The 15304-nt window shown below is 63.8% G+C and carries 12 protein-coding genes; 3 read left to right on the top strand and 9 right to left on the bottom strand.

The features are described 5' to 3' along the window. Positions 1-159: 159 nt before the first annotated feature. The 9 genes from EN859_RS14340 to puuE form a co-directional block, all read right to left on the bottom strand. On the bottom strand, positions 160-1815 hold the full coding sequence (locus EN859_RS14340) for an ABC transporter ATP-binding protein (protein ID WP_127853452.1): 1656 nt from the start codon (positions 1813-1815) through the stop codon (positions 160-162). Next, complete coding sequence (locus EN859_RS14335; RefSeq protein ID WP_127853453.1) at positions 1815-2639, bottom strand: ABC transporter permease; 825 nt, start codon at positions 2637-2639, stop codon at positions 1815-1817. Before EN859_RS14335 ends, EN859_RS14340 begins: the two co-directional genes overlap by 1 nt. 9 nt (positions 2640-2648) lie before the next feature. Continuing rightward, the gene (locus tag EN859_RS14330; RefSeq protein WP_127853454.1) at positions 2649-3608 is read right to left on the bottom strand and encodes an ABC transporter permease; all 960 of its coding nucleotides are present in this window, start codon (positions 3606-3608) and stop codon (positions 2649-2651) included. 16 nt (positions 3609-3624) lie between these two features. Further along, a complete protein-coding gene (locus EN859_RS14325; protein WP_127853455.1) occupies positions 3625-5211 on the bottom strand; it encodes an ABC transporter substrate-binding protein in 1587 nt (528 codons plus the stop codon). Positions 5212-5365: 154 nt separating this feature from the next. Next, a complete protein-coding gene (locus tag EN859_RS14320; RefSeq protein WP_127853456.1) occupies positions 5366-7351 on the bottom strand; it encodes a CocE/NonD family hydrolase in 1986 nt (661 codons plus the stop codon). Between the two features lie 84 nt (positions 7352-7435). Next, positions 7436-8029: a nucleoside deaminase gene (locus EN859_RS14315; protein WP_127853457.1), complete on the bottom strand. Its 594-nt coding sequence runs from the start codon at positions 8027-8029 to the stop codon at positions 7436-7438. After that, the gene (locus EN859_RS14310) at positions 8029-8532 is read right to left on the bottom strand and encodes an ureidoglycolate lyase (protein WP_127853458.1); all 504 of its coding nucleotides are present in this window, start codon (positions 8530-8532) and stop codon (positions 8029-8031) included. Before EN859_RS14310 ends, EN859_RS14315 begins: the two co-directional genes overlap by 1 nt. Further along, on the bottom strand, positions 8529-9392 hold the full coding sequence (locus tag EN859_RS14305; protein ID WP_127853459.1) for a bifunctional allantoicase/(S)-ureidoglycine aminohydrolase: 864 nt from the start codon (positions 9390-9392) through the stop codon (positions 8529-8531). The genes EN859_RS14310 and EN859_RS14305 overlap by 4 nt, the downstream gene beginning before the upstream one ends. A gap of 49 nt (positions 9393-9441) precedes the next feature. Then, the gene (gene puuE, locus EN859_RS14300; RefSeq protein WP_127853460.1) at positions 9442-10875 is read right to left on the bottom strand and encodes an allantoinase PuuE; all 1434 of its coding nucleotides are present in this window, start codon (positions 10873-10875) and stop codon (positions 9442-9444) included. Positions 10876-11049: 174 nt separating this feature from the next. On the opposite strand from puuE, the gene uraH reads away from it, so the two are divergent. The 3 genes from uraH to xdhB are packed head-to-tail and all read left to right on the top strand — an operon-like array spanning position 11050 to position 15260. Further along, positions 11050-11424 (top strand): hydroxyisourate hydrolase, encoded by a 375-nt coding sequence (gene uraH / locus EN859_RS14295; RefSeq protein ID WP_127853461.1) that lies wholly within the window; start codon positions 11050-11052, stop codon positions 11422-11424. Positions 11425-11427: 3 nt separating this feature from the next. Beyond that, positions 11428-12909: a xanthine dehydrogenase small subunit gene (xdhA, locus tag EN859_RS14290; RefSeq protein ID WP_127853462.1), complete on the top strand. Its 1482-nt coding sequence runs from the start codon at positions 11428-11430 to the stop codon at positions 12907-12909. Next, complete coding sequence (gene xdhB / locus EN859_RS14285) at positions 12909-15260, top strand: xanthine dehydrogenase molybdopterin binding subunit (RefSeq protein ID WP_127853463.1); 2352 nt, start codon at positions 12909-12911, stop codon at positions 15258-15260. The genes xdhA and xdhB overlap by 1 nt, the downstream gene beginning before the upstream one ends. The last annotated feature ends 44 nt before the right edge of the window (positions 15261-15304 follow it).

Genomic DNA, 15304 nt, shown 5'->3' with positions numbered 1-15304 from the left:
GCCCAAAAAGGTTCACCGCTTCCGCCCGAGGATTTTTCCGGAGGCTAGCCGAAGAGCGGGAGCGTTGCCATAGGTGCGCTTCTTCCTTCTCCCACAACAAGTGGAGAAGGGAGGGCATGCGCACTGGCGCCGTCCCAGGCGTGGCGGATCGTTGGGCGCCTAATTCCCCGCGCTGGCCATGCGCCGCCCCTTGATCGCCTTTTCCAGCCAGCCGATCTCCATTTCAGGAACGGAAGACAAGAGAAGGTCGGTGTAGGCATCGAAGGGTGGCGTCAGCACCTTGCTCTTGGCACCGTAGCGCACCACCTCGCCGCGATACATCACCGCGATCGAATCGGCGATCGACTTCACCGTCGCCAGGTCATGGGTGATGAACAGATAGGCGACATTCTCCTCCTTCTGCAGCCCGAGCAACAGCTCCAGTATGCCGTGGGCCACCAGAGGGTCGAGCGCCGATGTCACCTCGTCGCAGATGATCAGCTTTGGCTTGGCGGCGAGCGAGCGGGCAATGCAGACGCGCTGCTTCTGGCCGCCGGAGAGCTCGGCCGGATAGCGGTCGACGAAACCCTTGCCCATCTCGATCTTGTCGAGCAGTTCGGCGACGCGCTTGTCGCGTTCACGCCCGCGCATGCCGAAATAGAATTCGAGCGGCCGGCCGATGATAGTGCCCACGGTCTGGCGCGGGTTCATAGCCACGTCGGCCATCTGATAGATCATCTGCAGCTGGCGCAGATCCTCCTTCGGCCGTTCGGCGAGCCGGTTGGCGAGCGGGCGTCCGTCGAAGGTGACCGTGCCCTGCTCGGGCGGCAACAGGCCGGTGATGGCGCGTGCCAGCGTCGACTTGCCGGAGCCGGACTCGCCGACGACGGCCAGCGTCTGCCCCGGATAGATATCGACCGAGACGTTCTTCAGCACCTTGATATGGCTGCGCCCGTAGGCGGCGGTGATGCTCTTGACCGCCAGGAAGGGCGTCGTGCCGGGCTTCTGCTCCTCGTGCTCGATCTGATGCACCGACACCAGCGCATTGGTGTATTCTTGGCGCGGTTCCTTGATGATCTGGCGGGTGCCGCCCCATTCGACCAGCCGGCCGTGGCGCAGCACCATGATCTCGTCCGACACCTGGGCGACAACGGCAAGGTCGTGGGTGATGTAGAGCGCCGCCACATGCGTGTCGCGGATGGCATCCTTGATCGCCGCCAGCACGTCGATCTGCGTCGTCACGTCGAGCGCCGTGGTCGGTTCGTCGAAGACGATCAAATCGGGCTCCGAGCACAGCGCCATCGCCGTCATTACGCGCTGCAACTGGCCGCCCGATACCTGATGCGGAAAGCGTTCACCGATACTTTCGGGGTTCGGCAGGCTGAGCTTCTTGAACAGCGCCACGGCGCGCCTTTCGGCCTCGGCCCTTGTCGCCGTGCCGTGCAGCAGTGCCGCCTCGACCACCTGATCCATCAGCCTGTGCGCCGGGTTGAAGGCCGCCGCCGCCGATTGCGCCACATAGCAGACTTCGCGGCCGCGCAGCTTGCGAAAACCCTCCTTGCCGCCCTTGAGGATGTCGCGGCCGTTGAGGATCACCTCGCCGCCGGTGATGCGAACGCCGCCGCGGCCATAGCCCATCGACGACAGGCCGATGGTCGACTTGCCGGCGCCGGATTCGCCGATCAGGCCAAGCACCTTGCCCTTCTCGAGCGTCAGCGAGACATCATGGACAAGTACGATGTTCTTCGGCGGCTCGCCCGGCGGATACACCGTTGCCTCGATGCGCAGATTGCGGATGTCGAGCAGCATGCCGGACTTCGGATGCTTGTCAGCCATTACCCGCGCCCTCCCTTCAGGCTTGTCGTGCGGTTGAGCACCCAGTCGGCGACCAGGTTGACCGAGATCGCCAGCGAGGCGATCGCCGCCGCCGGGATGAGCGCCGCCGCTATGCCGAAGACGATGCCGTCTTTGTTTTCCTTGACCATACCGCCCCAGTCGGCATCCGGTGGCTGCACGCCAAGGCCGAGGAAGGACAGCGTCGACAGGAACAGCACCGCGTAGATGAAGCGCAGGCCGAGTTCGGAAACCAGCGGCGACAATGCGTTGGGCAGGATCTCGCGGAAGATGATCCAGCCCTCGCCTTCGCCGCGCAGCTTGGCCGCCTCGACGTAATCCATGACGTTGATGTCGACCGCGACCGCACGCGACAGGCGATAGACACGGGTCGAATCGAGAATGCCCATGACCAGGATAAGCGTCACCAAGTTGGATGGCAGCACCGAGAGCACGACGAGGCCCATGATCAGCGTCGGAATCGACATCAGGAGATCGACAAGACGCGACAGCAGCGTGTCGAACCAGCCGCCGAAAACCGCCGCCGAAAACCCGAGAATGGCGCCGAGCGAGAAGGACAAAGCGGTGGCAAGCACCGCGATGAACAGCGTGATGCGGGCGCCGTACATCATCCGTGACAACAGATCTCGCCCGAGATTGTCAGTGCCGAGCCAATGCTGCGCCGACATCGGTTCCCAGACATCACCGACGATCTCGCCATTACCGTGCGGCGCGATCCATGGCGCCAGGATCGCAGCCAGCACGAACAACGCCGTCAGCACGATGCCGACCAGCGCCGGGATGGGGATGCGTTTGATATCGAGCATGCCCGCCCCCTATTTCGGATGTCTGAGGCGCGGATTGGCGACGATCGCCGCTATATCCGCAACGATGTTCAGGCTGATGTAGACGGCGGCGAAGATCAGGCCGACCGCTTGCACCACCGGCACATCACGCTTGGTAACGTGGTCGACCAGATATTGCCCCATGCCGGGGTAGACGAAGATCACCTCGACCACGACGACGCCGACGATCAGATAGGCGAGATTGAGCATGACGACGTTGATGATCGGCGCAATCGCGTTGGGGAAGGCGTGCTTGCGGATCACGGCGAATGCCGAGAGCCCCTTGAGCTCCGCCGTTTCCACATAGGCCGACTGCATGACGTTTAGGATCGCGGCGCGCGTCATGCGCATCATGTGCGCGAGCACCACCAGCGTCAGCGCCGTCGCCGGCAGCGCGATCGCTTGCAGGCGCTCGCCGAGAGGCATGCCATCATAGACCGTCGAAATGCCAGGGAACCATTGATGCTGCACAGCGAAGAAAAAGACCAGCACATAGCCGATGAAGAATTCGGGAAACGAGGTCGAGGCAAGTGCCAGCCCGGAGATCAGCTTGTCGACCCAGCCGTTGCGGTAGCGCACCGCGATCAGGCCGAGGATGATCGCCAGCGGCACCGCCACGATCGCCGCCCAGAAGGCAAGGAACAGCGTGTTCCACAACCGTCCCTTGATCGATGTCGCAATGTCTTGCCCGCTCGACATCGCGGTGCCGAGATCGCCGGTGAGCACACCGCCGAGCCAGCGGAAATAGCGGACAATAGCCGGATCGTTGAGGCCGAGCTGCTCACGTAGATTGGCGAGCGACTCCGGTGTCGCTGATTGCCCGAGAATGGCTTGCGCGACGTCGCCGGGCAGGATCTGGGTGCCGGCGAAGATCAGGACCGATACGGCCAACAGCAGCAGGATGCCCAGCGCGATGCGCTGGGCGACCAGTTTCACGATGGGTGAGGACATATCCGCAAGGCCGGGCTCAGGCTTCGAGCCAGCACTTCGCCAAAGCGTAGCCGTTGCACAGCTCCTGATGCGGATCTTCCACCCAGCCGGCGACCTTGGCGCCCGTCGCGTCGATGAACTGATTGAACATCGGCAGGATCAGGCCGCCCTCGTCGCGCACCATGACCGCCATGTCGTGGTATATCGCCTTGCGCTTGGCCTCGTCGAGCTCGGCGCGCGCCGCCAGCACCATCTTGTCGAAATCCGGGCGCTTGAAACGCGTGTCGTTCCAGTCGGCCGTCGACAGATAGGCGGTCGAATACATCTGGTCCTGGGTCGAGCGCCCGCCCCAGTAGGACGCGCAGAAGGGCTGCTTGTTCCAGACCTCCGACCAATAGCCGTCGCCTGGCTCGCGCTTGACCTCCAGCTTGATGCCGGCCTTGGCCGCGCTCTGCTGGTAGAGCTGCGCTGCGTCGACGGCTCCGGGGAAGGCGACATCCGAGGTGCGCAACAGGATCGAGCCGTCATGGCCCGACTTCTTGTAGTGGAACTTGGCTTTGTCCGGATCGTACTTGCGCTGCTCGATCTCGGTGAACAGCGGGTAGGAAGCGTTGATTGGGAAGTCGTTGCCGAGCGAGCCGTAGCCACGCAGCACCTTCTTCAGCATTTCCTCGCGGTCGATTGCCAACTTCAGCGCCATGCGCAGGTCGTTATTGTCGAACGGCGCCGTGTTGCAATGCATGATGAAGACGTAGTGGCCGGGTCCCGAATGGTTGCGGATGGTGACGCCAGGCACGCGCTTGATCAGGTCGACGATCTTCGGCTCGACGCGGTTGATCATGTTGACCTGGCCGCCCTGCAGAGCCGCGGTACGCGCGGTCGCGTCGTTGATGACGATGATCTCGATCTGGTCGGCATGGCCCATCTTGTCGCCCTGCCAGTAGTTGGCGAAGCGCTCGCCGCCATGGCGCACGCCGGGCTCGTTGGTGGTCACCTTGTACGGGCCGGCGGAGATGCCGGCGTCGGCCTTGTCCTTGCCGCCATTCGGCTGGACGATCAGGTGATAGTCGCTGAGCAGGTAGGGAAGGTCGGCATTCGGTTCCTTCAGCGTCAGCACGACTTCCTTGCCGCTGGCCTTGATGGTCTCGATGCCCTTCATGTAGCCGAGTGCGCCGGACTTCGACTTCTCGTCCGAATGGCGTTCGAGCGTGGCGGCCACGTCCTCTGCGGTCACCGTCTTGCCGTTGTGGAATTCGACACCGTCGCGGATCTTCAGCGTCCACACCTTGGCGTCGTCCGACGAGCCGATCTCCTCCGCGATGCGGTTCTCGAGTTTGCCCTCCGGGGAAAGCTCGACAATCATTTCGCCCCACATCTTGCCGAAGGCGAACGGCACCTGCGTCATGAACAGGGCCGGGTCGAGGCTGTTGGTGGATTCGCCACCGACCAGGCCGGCTTTCAGTGTGCCCCCCTTGACCGGACCGGCGGCGCGCGCTGCGCTTGAAAGCAGCGAGTTGGCGAAGGTCGCGGTGACGCCGAGCGCTGCCGCACGGCCGAGAAAATCGCGACGGCTCAGTTTGCCGGAAGCGACGCGATGGCTCAGAAATTCCAGTTCATTAGACATATTGAGTTCCTCACTCTGTTGGTGCGACCTTTTGGTCGTTTTTCTCGTTTCTTGTGAGGAGAATAATGACTGCAAGGGAAAGCGACAAGCAAGACCGAATGCGACATGCCGTGGCGTAAATCGCACGTCGCAATTGGACCAATCCCGTCAGGGCTCAAAGCAGGGCGCGGGCGACTTGCTCCTCGAAATTGCGCTCGAAAACTAGTTCCTCGCCTTCATAGGCCTCGATTCTGGCGGTCAGCACGAAGTTTTGTGCGTCGGAACGCATTTCGGCAAAGGTTTCGGTGCGCACCGACCATCCATTTCGCGACAGCGTCTGCGTCCAGTGCGTCTTGCCCGAGGCCGACAGCGGATCATCGGGATGGATCGACCAGGTCTCGCGGGCGATGCTGCCATTGGCGAGGCCGTGGGCCAGATCGCGCACCTCGCCGAAATCGTCGACGATGGAAAGCGTGACTATTCCCGTCTTCTCGTCGCGATCGACATGGCGCTCGGAATTGGCGGCGCGGACCGTCTCCGTCGCCCAGGGCGCGGCGGCCTCGGGCGTGGGGAACGCGACCTCGTCGCCTTCCGCCGGCGGGCGCAGCGGCAGCATCAGCGTCGCGGCCTTAAGCTCGAGCCGGACCGGCTCCGGCGATGGCCAAATCATCGGCCAGTAGGCGTTTGAAACGGCAATGCGCAGGCGGTGGCCGGCCGGCACGCGGTAGGCGCATTGGTCGAGCACGACCCGCGCCGGCACCGTATCGCCCGGCACCAGCGCCTCCGGGAATTCGTGCGACTTGTGGTGCGTGAGGTTGAGCACGCCGTAGGAGATCAGCTCCGAGGCGCCATCGGGATGCACGTCGCAGAGCCGCACCGCGATGTTGGCCTGGCGCCGGTCCGACGACACCCTCACCAGGACTTCGGGGGCGCCGACGATGTCAATCGCTTCGCTCAGTGCCGGTCGGTCGAAACACACCGACAGCGCATCGTCCGGGCGCTGGTCACCAGGCAGTTCCGGGCCGAAGGTGAAGGGAAAATATTCACCGCCGGCAAGGCCGCAGCTTTGCGGCGAGGCGACGATGGCGGGTTTGCCGTCCTTTGGGATAAGCTCGATCGCCTGCGTCTTGATATTGGCCGAGGGCCATACCGGCTCGGCGACCCAGCGGCCCGGCCGCTCGGGATGCCAGCGCGCGGGCCGAACGCTGTCCATCACATAGGCGCGATAGGCGGGATCGGTTTCGACGCCGGTGTCGGCGTCTTTCAGCCAGCGGTCCAACCAGCGCAACGCCTCCTGCAGGAAGCCGATGCGGGGTTCGGGCGCGGCGTAATGCGGGTATTTGTGGATCCACGGACCGACGATGCCTTTGACCGGCGCCTCGATATTGGTCGCGAGATGGGAGATGGTGTTGCGATAGCCGTCATGCCAGCCGCCGATCGACAGCACCGCGGCATGGATGGCTGAATAGTCCTCGCAGATCGAGCCCCGCGTCCAATAGGCGTCGCGATGCTGGTGGCTGAGCCACAGCGGCGCGAGAAAAGGCTGGTTCTCCAGCCGGGTCAGCCACAGGTCACGCCATCTGTTGTCACCGGCGATCAGCGGGTCCGGCGGCCGCGACGAATAGGACAGCATGGTCGAGGCCCAGCCGAAATTCTCGATCAGCAGGCAGCCGCCCTTGTAATGGATGTCGTCGGCATAGCGGTCGACGGTCGAGCACAGACTGATGACCGCCTTCAGCGCCGGCGGCTGCATTGCCGCCACCTGCAGGCAGTTGAAGCCGCCCCAGGAAATGCCCATCATGCCGACACTGCCGTTGCACCAGGGCTGGGCTGCCGCCCAGGCGATGACATCGCAGGCGTCCTGCAATTCCTGCTCGGAATATTCGTCGTCCATCAGCCCTTCGGAATCGCCGTTGCCGCGCATGTCGACGCGGATCGAGGCGTAGCCGTGGCCAGCGAAATAGGGATGCGTCAGCTGATCGCGATAAATCGTGCCGTCGCGCTTGCGATACGGCAAATGCTCGAGGATCGCCGGCACCGGATCGTCGGCGGCATCGACCGGCATCCACACCCGCGCCGACAGCCGGCAACCGTCCGGCATGACGATCCCCATATCCGGAAATTCGACGACCTTGCGGGGAAATTCAGTGACGGTTTTCATGCGGACGACTCCAAGGTCGCCAGATGATGGAGCCCATGCGATCTCGTCGTGGGCCAGCCAACGAATTCGGCTGGTCAATCCGCGTCAACTCAGCGGAATGTCGTTCTCGGCCTTGCTCGCCTGGTAGGCGTCGGACAGTTGGTCGTAGCGGGCGGAGATCTTGTCGATCCGCGCTTCCAGCCGCTGGCGCTCGGCCTCAGGTAGCGACCGCACCAGCCGGCGGATCGAAAAGCTCTTCCAGTAGGCGTTCTCGCCATTGTAGCCGCTGGGGTCGAGCGTGAAGACCTCCTTCAGGATCTTCAGGTCATGCGGGATGGCGAAACTGTCGCGCGAATCCTCATGGCTGAACAGATAGTAGAAATTGTCGAAACCGGTCCAGGTGATCGCCGACAGGCATAGCGAACAGGGCTCGTGCGTGGCGAGGAAGATGGCGTCCCTGGTGTCGACGCGCTCGGCCTTAGGCATTTCGTAAAAGCGCTTCAGGCAGTGTACCTCGCCGTGCCAGAGCGGGTTTTCGGTCTCGTTGTTGGTTTCGGCGAGCACAAGCGAGCGGTCGTCCTTGCGCAGGATCGCCGCGCCGAACAGCTTGTTGCCGTGGGCGACGCCTGCGGCCGTCTTCGGCACGATGTCGTGCTCGATGACGTCGAGCAGGCGGTCGATCAGCGAAATGTCGGTCATCATTGGCTCCCGTCGGGGAGATGGATCTCATAGGCGTGCGAGAAATGGCACTCTTCGAGGTTGGAGCCGTCACCGCCACGGTCGACGACCAGGAAATCCTGGGCTTCGCCGATCGGCGTCAGCACGCCGTGCCACAGATTGCGCGGATAGTTGACGCCCTGTCCGGGCGCGGTGATGAAGGCGTGCGGTTCGCCGGGGCCTTCGCCGCCGTCATGGCAGACGACAACCAGGAACGGCCGCGGCGATAGCGGGATAAAGGCTTGGCTGCCGAACGGATGGCGCTCGACCATCGTCAGCTTCAGCGGCAAGTCGTAAGGCGTGCCGCGCACCATGGAGATCAGCACGCGCGCATTCGGCCCTAGCGCTTGTGCCGTGGCGAGGTCGTGATAGCGCTCGGCCTTGCCGCCATTGATCGGATAGTGGTTGTCGCCAGCCATATCGATGACATCGCCGAATTCGGCAAAGCTCTCGCGGGTCAGCGGCCGCGCGACGATGCGGCTCATGACGTGCGTCCCGCCAGGCCGGCGCCGCCGAGCTTGGCGTGGCGATTGACGTCCTTATAGAGCAGATAGCGGCATTTTCCCGGACCGCCGGCATAGCAAGCCTGCGGGCAGAACGCGCGTAGCCACATATAGTCGCCGGCCTCGACCTCGACCCAGTCCTGGTTGAGGCGGTAGACCGCCTTGCCCTCCAGCACGTAGAGGCCGTGCTCCATGACATGCGTCTCGGCAAACGGGATGACCGCGCCGGGCTCGAGGGTGACGATGGTGACATGCATGTCGTGGCGCATGTCGGCAGGGTCGACGAAACGCGTCGTCGCCCATCTACCGTCGGTTCCGGGCATCGGGCTCGGCGCAATGTCCTGTTCGTTGCTGAAGAAAGCTTGCGGAACGTCTATACCTTCGACGGCGTCGTAGGCCTTGCGGATCCAGTGGAAGCGGACCGCAGCGCCGCTCTCATTGCGGACTGTCCATCCGCTGGCCGGCGGCAGGAAGGCAAAGCCGCCCGGCCGCAGAAGATGCTTGCTGCCGGCAACCGAAACGCTCAGCTCGCCCTCGACCACGAACAGCGCACCCTCGGCGCCGGCATCCGGTTCCGGCCGGTCGCTGCCGCCGCCGGGCGCCAGCTCGACAATGTATTGCGAGAACGTCTCGGCAAATCCGGACAGCGGGCGCGACAACACCCAGACCCGGGCCTGGTCCCAGAACGGCAAGGCGCTGGTGACAATGTCCTGCATCACACCCCTGGGAATGACGGCATAGGCCTCGGTAAAGACGGCGCGGCCGGTCAGCAGCTCGCTCTGGCCGGGGTGACCGCCCTGTGGCGCGTAATAGGTTCGGTCCGGCATCTTGATCGTATCCATAAGTTCAAAGCCTGTTGTGGAAGCCAAGGCCTACTGTGGAAGCCAAGGTCTACTGTGGAAGCATGTCCTTCAGCCGGAGCAGCGCAATCCGCTCCACCTGTTTGCAAGCGGTTTCGAATTCGACGCCGCGGCTGTTGCCGATGCGTGCCTCGAACTCCGCCAGGATCTCCTCCTTGGTCTTGCCTTTCACCGCGATGATAAAGGGAAAGCCGAAGGTGGTGACGTAGGCGGCATTGAGTTTGGAGAACAGCTCGCGCTCCTTGTCGGTCAGTGCGTCGAGCCCGGCGGAAGCCTGTTCCCTGGCCGATTCGGCCGTCAGCCTCCTGGCCTGAGCCAATTTGCCGGCAAGATCGGGATGGGCGTTGAGCACGGAGAGCCGCTCCGCCTCGCTGGCTGCGCGAAACGCCCGGCAGAGTGCGTTGTGCAGCCCGCCGGCACTGTCGTGCGCTGGCCCGAGTTCCAGCTCATAGGCACGTTCGGCGATCCACGGCGAATGCTCGAACATGCCGCCGAAAGTGTGGACGAAGGCCTCGAATTCCATTTTCGACGGGCGCAAGGTCGACAGCCGGAATGGATGGGTTTCTTGCCAGTGCTTTGCGATGTCGATACGCCGCGCCAGCCAGACCTTGTCGTGCAATTTGACGTAATCAACGAAGCGCTTCAGTGCCGCGACCCGGCCCGGCCGCCCGACAAGGCGACAGTGCAGGCCGATATTCATCATGCGCGGCCGCCCTTGCTTGCCCTCGGCATAGAGCGTGTCGAAACTGTCTTTCAGGTAGGCAAAGAACTGGTCACCCGAATTGAAACCTTGTGGCGTGGCAAAGCGCATGTCGTTGGCGTCGAGCGTATAGGGGATGATGAGCTGCGGCTTCGCCGAGCCGTCCGGTCCGTTATGCTCGAACCAGTAGGGCAACTCGTCGTCATAGGTATCCGACACATAGTCGAAGCCGCCTTCTTCCGCAGCCAGCCGCACGGTGTTGATCGACGTGCGGCCGGTGTACCAGCCGGTCGGGCGTGCGCCTGTCACCTCGTAGTGCAGCCGGATCGCCTCTTCCATGTCACCGCGCTCGTCTTCCGCGGCGTGGTCGCGGTAGTCGATCCATTTCAGCCCGTGCGAGGCGATTTCCCAGCCGGCCTCCTGCATCGCCGCGACCTGGTCGGGCGAACGCGCCAGCGCGGTGGCGACGCCATAGCAGGTGACCGGCACCTGCGCCTCGGTGAACAGGCGCAGCAAGCGCCAGAAACCGGCGCGGGCGCCATATTCGTAGATCGATTCCATGTTCCAGTGGCGCTGGCCGGTCCAGGGCGCCGCGCCGACGATCTCGGACAGGAAGGCTTCCGAAGCTTTGTCGCCATGCAGGACGCAGTTCTCGCCGCCTTCCTCGTAATTGACGACGAACTGCACCGCGACATGAGCGCCGCCAGGCCATTTCGGATCCGGAGGATTGACTCCGTAGCCACGCATGTTTCGTAGGTAACGCATTGTCGCTCCTGCCGGATGGTGTGATCAGGATAGTCGAAAAGGTCGCTTGCGCATTCCCCCGAAAATTTTTGAAAGTGTTTTTGTCGCGCTCCGCTCGACCGGGACTTATGCATCGCCTTTAATTGGCGCACAATTCATCAGCAATGTTCGACTGTACCGCAATGGGAGCAGCCAGTGGCAGAAACGTCGAAAGCCGACGGCGGGCGTCTGACGACGCATGTCCTCGACACCGCGACCGGCAGGCCCGCGGCAGGCCTATCGATCGAGCTTCATCGCATCGATGGTAATGAGCGGACGCATCTGAAGACGGTCGTCACCAACGCTGACGGCCGCTGCGATGCACCGCTGCTTGCCGGCGCGGAATTCCGCACCGGTGAATACGAGCTGGTCTTTGCCGCCGGCGAGTATCTGCGCCGACAGGGCGCGAAACTGACGGAGCCAGCCTTCCTCGACAGCGTACCGATCCGCTTCGGCATGGCCGAGCCGGTGCACTATCATGTGCCGCTGCTCATATCGCCCTATGGCTATTCGACCTATCGGGGGAGCTGAGACATGGCCAAGGTCAAGACACGCAACGAAATCCGTTTCATCCTCAATGGCGAGGATATCGCGCTCGGCATGGTCGCTCCCGACGAGACCTTGCTCGACTGGCTTCGGCTCGACCGCGCGCTGCGCGGCACCAAGGAGGGCTGCGCCGAGGGTGATTGCGGCGCCTGCACCGTGCTAGTCGGCAGGCTCTCTGCCGGCCGGCTGGTCTATGAAAGCGTCAACGCCTGCATCCGTTTCCTCGGCTCGCTCGATGGCACGCATGTCGTGACCGTCGAGCATCTGCGCGGCGACGGCGAAAAGCTGCATCCGGTGCAGCAGGCGATGGTTGATTTCCACGGCTCGCAATGCGGCTTCTGCACGCCGGGCTTCGTCATGTCGCTGTACGCGCTGTGGATGCGGTCGCCGGAGCCGTCGGATGCGGCCATCGAAAAGGCGCTACAGGGCAATCTCTGCCGCTGCACCGGTTACGAGGCGATCGTGCGCGCCGCGCGCGCCATCTCAAGCTACGGCAAGGCGGCAAAGGACCCACTGGCAGCCGAGCGCAAGGCAGTCACCGCCAAGCTCGCGGCCATGAAAGACGGTTCGCGCATCGAGATCGGCGCCGGCAAGCAGCGGCTGGTCGTGCCGGCCGATGCCGATGATCTCGCCGCTGTGTTCGACAACGAGCCGGGCGCCACCCTCGTTGCCGGCTCGACCGATGTCGGCCTGTGGGTGACCAAGCATATGCGCGCTATCTCGCCGGCGATCTTCATCGGCAATCTCGACGGGCTGTGCGCAATCTCCGAGGACAAAGGCGTCATTTCGATCGGCGCCGGTGTCACCTATAGCGAAGCCTTCTCGATGTTGGCGAAGCGCATTCCCGCGCTCGGGCCGCTGTTTGATCGAATCGGCGGCGACCAGGTGCGCAACATGGGGACTATCGGCGGCAACATCGCCAACGGTTCGCCGATCGGCGACACGCCGCCGCCGCTGATCGCCTTGGGCGCGCGGCTGATACTGCGCCGCGGCGACAAGCGGCGAACGATCCCGCTCGAAGACTTCTTCATTGCCTATGGCAAGCAGGACCGGCGGCCGGGCGAATTCGTTGAGGCCGTGCATGTCCCGGTGCCGGCCAGGGGAACGAAATTCGCCGTCTACAAGATCACCAAGCGCCGTGACGAGGACATCACCGCCGCGCTCGGCGCGTTTTTCCTGACGCTGGCGAGGGACGGCAGGGTGGCGGACATCCGCATCGCTTATGGCGGCATGGCGGCGACGCCGAAGCGAGCTTTCGGCGTGGAGAAGGCACTGCTCGGCAAGCCTTGGACGGAGGAGACGGTGCAGGTGGCGATGGGCGAATACGCAAACGACTTCACCCCGCTCACCGACATGCGGGCGAGCGCCGAATACCGGGCCTTGGCGGCGCGCAACCTTTTGCTGCGCTTCTTTGTCGAGACCAGCGGCACCAAGGTGCCGATCCAGGTTTCACGGCACGAGGCGGCGTGATGAACAAGCACACGACCGCCAACCTGAAGGCGCAAAAAATCTCCGGCGGCGTCGCCACCGACCAGCGCCATGATTCCGCGCACAAGCATGTCAGCGGCACGGCCGTCTATATCGACGACATGCCGGAACCATCCGGCACGCTGCATGGCTGCCTCGGGCTTTCGACCGCCACGCACGCCACCATCACCAGCATGGACCTGTCGGCGGTGCGCGCAGCGCCCGGCGTCGTCGATGTGCTGACGGCAAAAGACGTGCCGGGCGAGAACGACATATCGCCGACCGGCCGTCACGACGAACCGGTGCTGGCAGACGGCAAGGTGCAATTCTTCGGCCAGCCGATCTTCTGCGTCATTGCCGAAACCCGCGAGCAGGCACGCCGCGCCACGAGACTGGCCAAGGTCGAGTACAAGGAATTGCCCTTCATCACCGACATCGGTGCGCTTGACCGAAAGAAAGACAAGCTCGTCACGCCACCGCTCATTCTGAAGCGCGGCGACGCCGCGGCTGCGATCAAAGCGGCGCCGCGCCGGCTGAAAGGGCAGATGCGCATCGGCGGCCAGGAGCATTTCTACCTCGAGGGCCACATCGCCATGGCCATTCCCGGCGAGGACCAGGACGTCACCATCTATTCCTCGACCCAGCATCCGAGCGAAATCCAGCATATGGTCAGCCATGCGCTCGGCGTGCCGAGCCATGCGGTGACGGTGGAGATCCGCCGCATGGGCGGCGGCTTCGGCGGCAAGGAAACGCAAGGCAACCAGTTTGCCGCGCTCGCCGCCATCGCCGCGAAGAAGCATCACCGCGCCGTGAAAATCCGGCCCGACCGCGACGACGACATGATCGCTACCGGCAAGCGCCATGATTTCCTCGTCGACTACGAGGTCGGCTTCGACGACGAGGGCAATATCCTCGGCGTCGACTTCATGTTCGCGGCGCGCTGCGGCTTCTCGGCGGACCTCTCCGGCCCGGTCACCGACCGCGCCTTGTTCCATTGCGACAACACTTATTTCTGGCCGGCGGTGCACGCGCAGTCGGCGCCGCTCTACACCAACACCGTGTCGAACACCGCCTTTCGCGGCTTCGGCGGCCCGCAGGGCATGGTCGCCGCCGAGCGCGTCATTGATGAAGTGGCCTTTGCTGTCGGCAAGGATCCGCTCGAAATCCGCAAGAAGAATTTCTACGGCACCAGCGACCGCAACATCACGCCTTACCACCAGACGGTCGAGGACAACATCATCCACCGCATCGTCGCCGAGTTGGAAGCGAGTTCCGACTATGCGAGGCGTCGCCGCACCATCGACGCGTTCAACGCCAACAGCCGCTTTATCAAGCGCGGGCTGGCGCTGACGCCGGTCAAGTTCGGCATCTCGTTCACCGCCACGCACTACAACCAGGCCGGCGCGCTTGTGCATGTCTACACCGACGGTTCCGTGCATCTGAACCACGGCGGCACCGAGATGGGGCAGGGCCTCTATGTCAAGGTTGCGCAGGTGGTGGCGGAGGAATTCCAGATCGACATCGACCAGGTGAAGATCACCGCGACGACGACCGGCAAGGTGCCGAACACCTCGGCCACCGCCGCCTCCTCCGGCTCCGACCTCAACGGCATGGCGGCGCAGAACGCTGCCCGGCAGATCAGGGATCGGCTGACCAATTTCGCCGCCGAAAAATACCAGGTGCCGCGCGATCAGGTGCTTTTCCTGCCCAACCGGGTGCGCATCGGCAATCAGGAGATCGCCTTCGCCGATCTCGTCAGGCAGGCTTATATGGCCCGTATCCAACTTTCGGCGGCGGGCTTCTACAAGACGCCGAAGATCCACTGGGACCGTGACAAGGGCGAGGGCCGTCCGTTCTACTATTTCGCTTATGGCGCCGCGTGCTCGGAAGTCTCGGTCGACGCGCTGACCGGCGAATATGTGGTCGAGCGCACCGACATCCTGCACGAAACCGGCCGCTCGCTGAACCGCGCCATCGACCTCGGCCAGGTCGAGGGCGGCTTCATCCAGGGCATGGGCTGGCTGACGACGGAGGAACTTTGGTGGGACGACAAGGGCCGGCTGCGCACCCATGCGCCGTCGACCTACAAGATCCCGCTCGCCTCGGACCGGCCGAAGATCTTCAACGTGACGTTGGCCGACTGGCCGGAGGCGAGTGAGCCGACGGTTCACCGCTCCAAGGCGGTCGGCGAGCCACCTCTGCCGCTCGGCATGTCGGTGCTGCATGCGCTGTCGGATGCGGTGGCGAGCGTCGCCGACCACAGGATCTGCCCGCGCCTCGATCCACCGGCGACGCCGGAGCATGTGCTGATGGCGATCGAACGGCTGAAGCGGGAGGCCAAGGGTAGCGCCTGAGTTCGGCCGCCCCAGAGCCGGGCAGAACGTGCAATCCGAGCCGA

Source organism: Mesorhizobium sp. M00.F.Ca.ET.216.01.1.1 (genome assembly GCF_004010325.2).
In the GTDB taxonomy this organism is placed as follows: Bacteria; Pseudomonadota; Alphaproteobacteria; order Rhizobiales; family Rhizobiaceae; genus Mesorhizobium.
The sequence above is the reverse complement of the archived record's forward strand: the minus strand, read 5'-3'. Positions and strand labels throughout refer to the sequence as shown.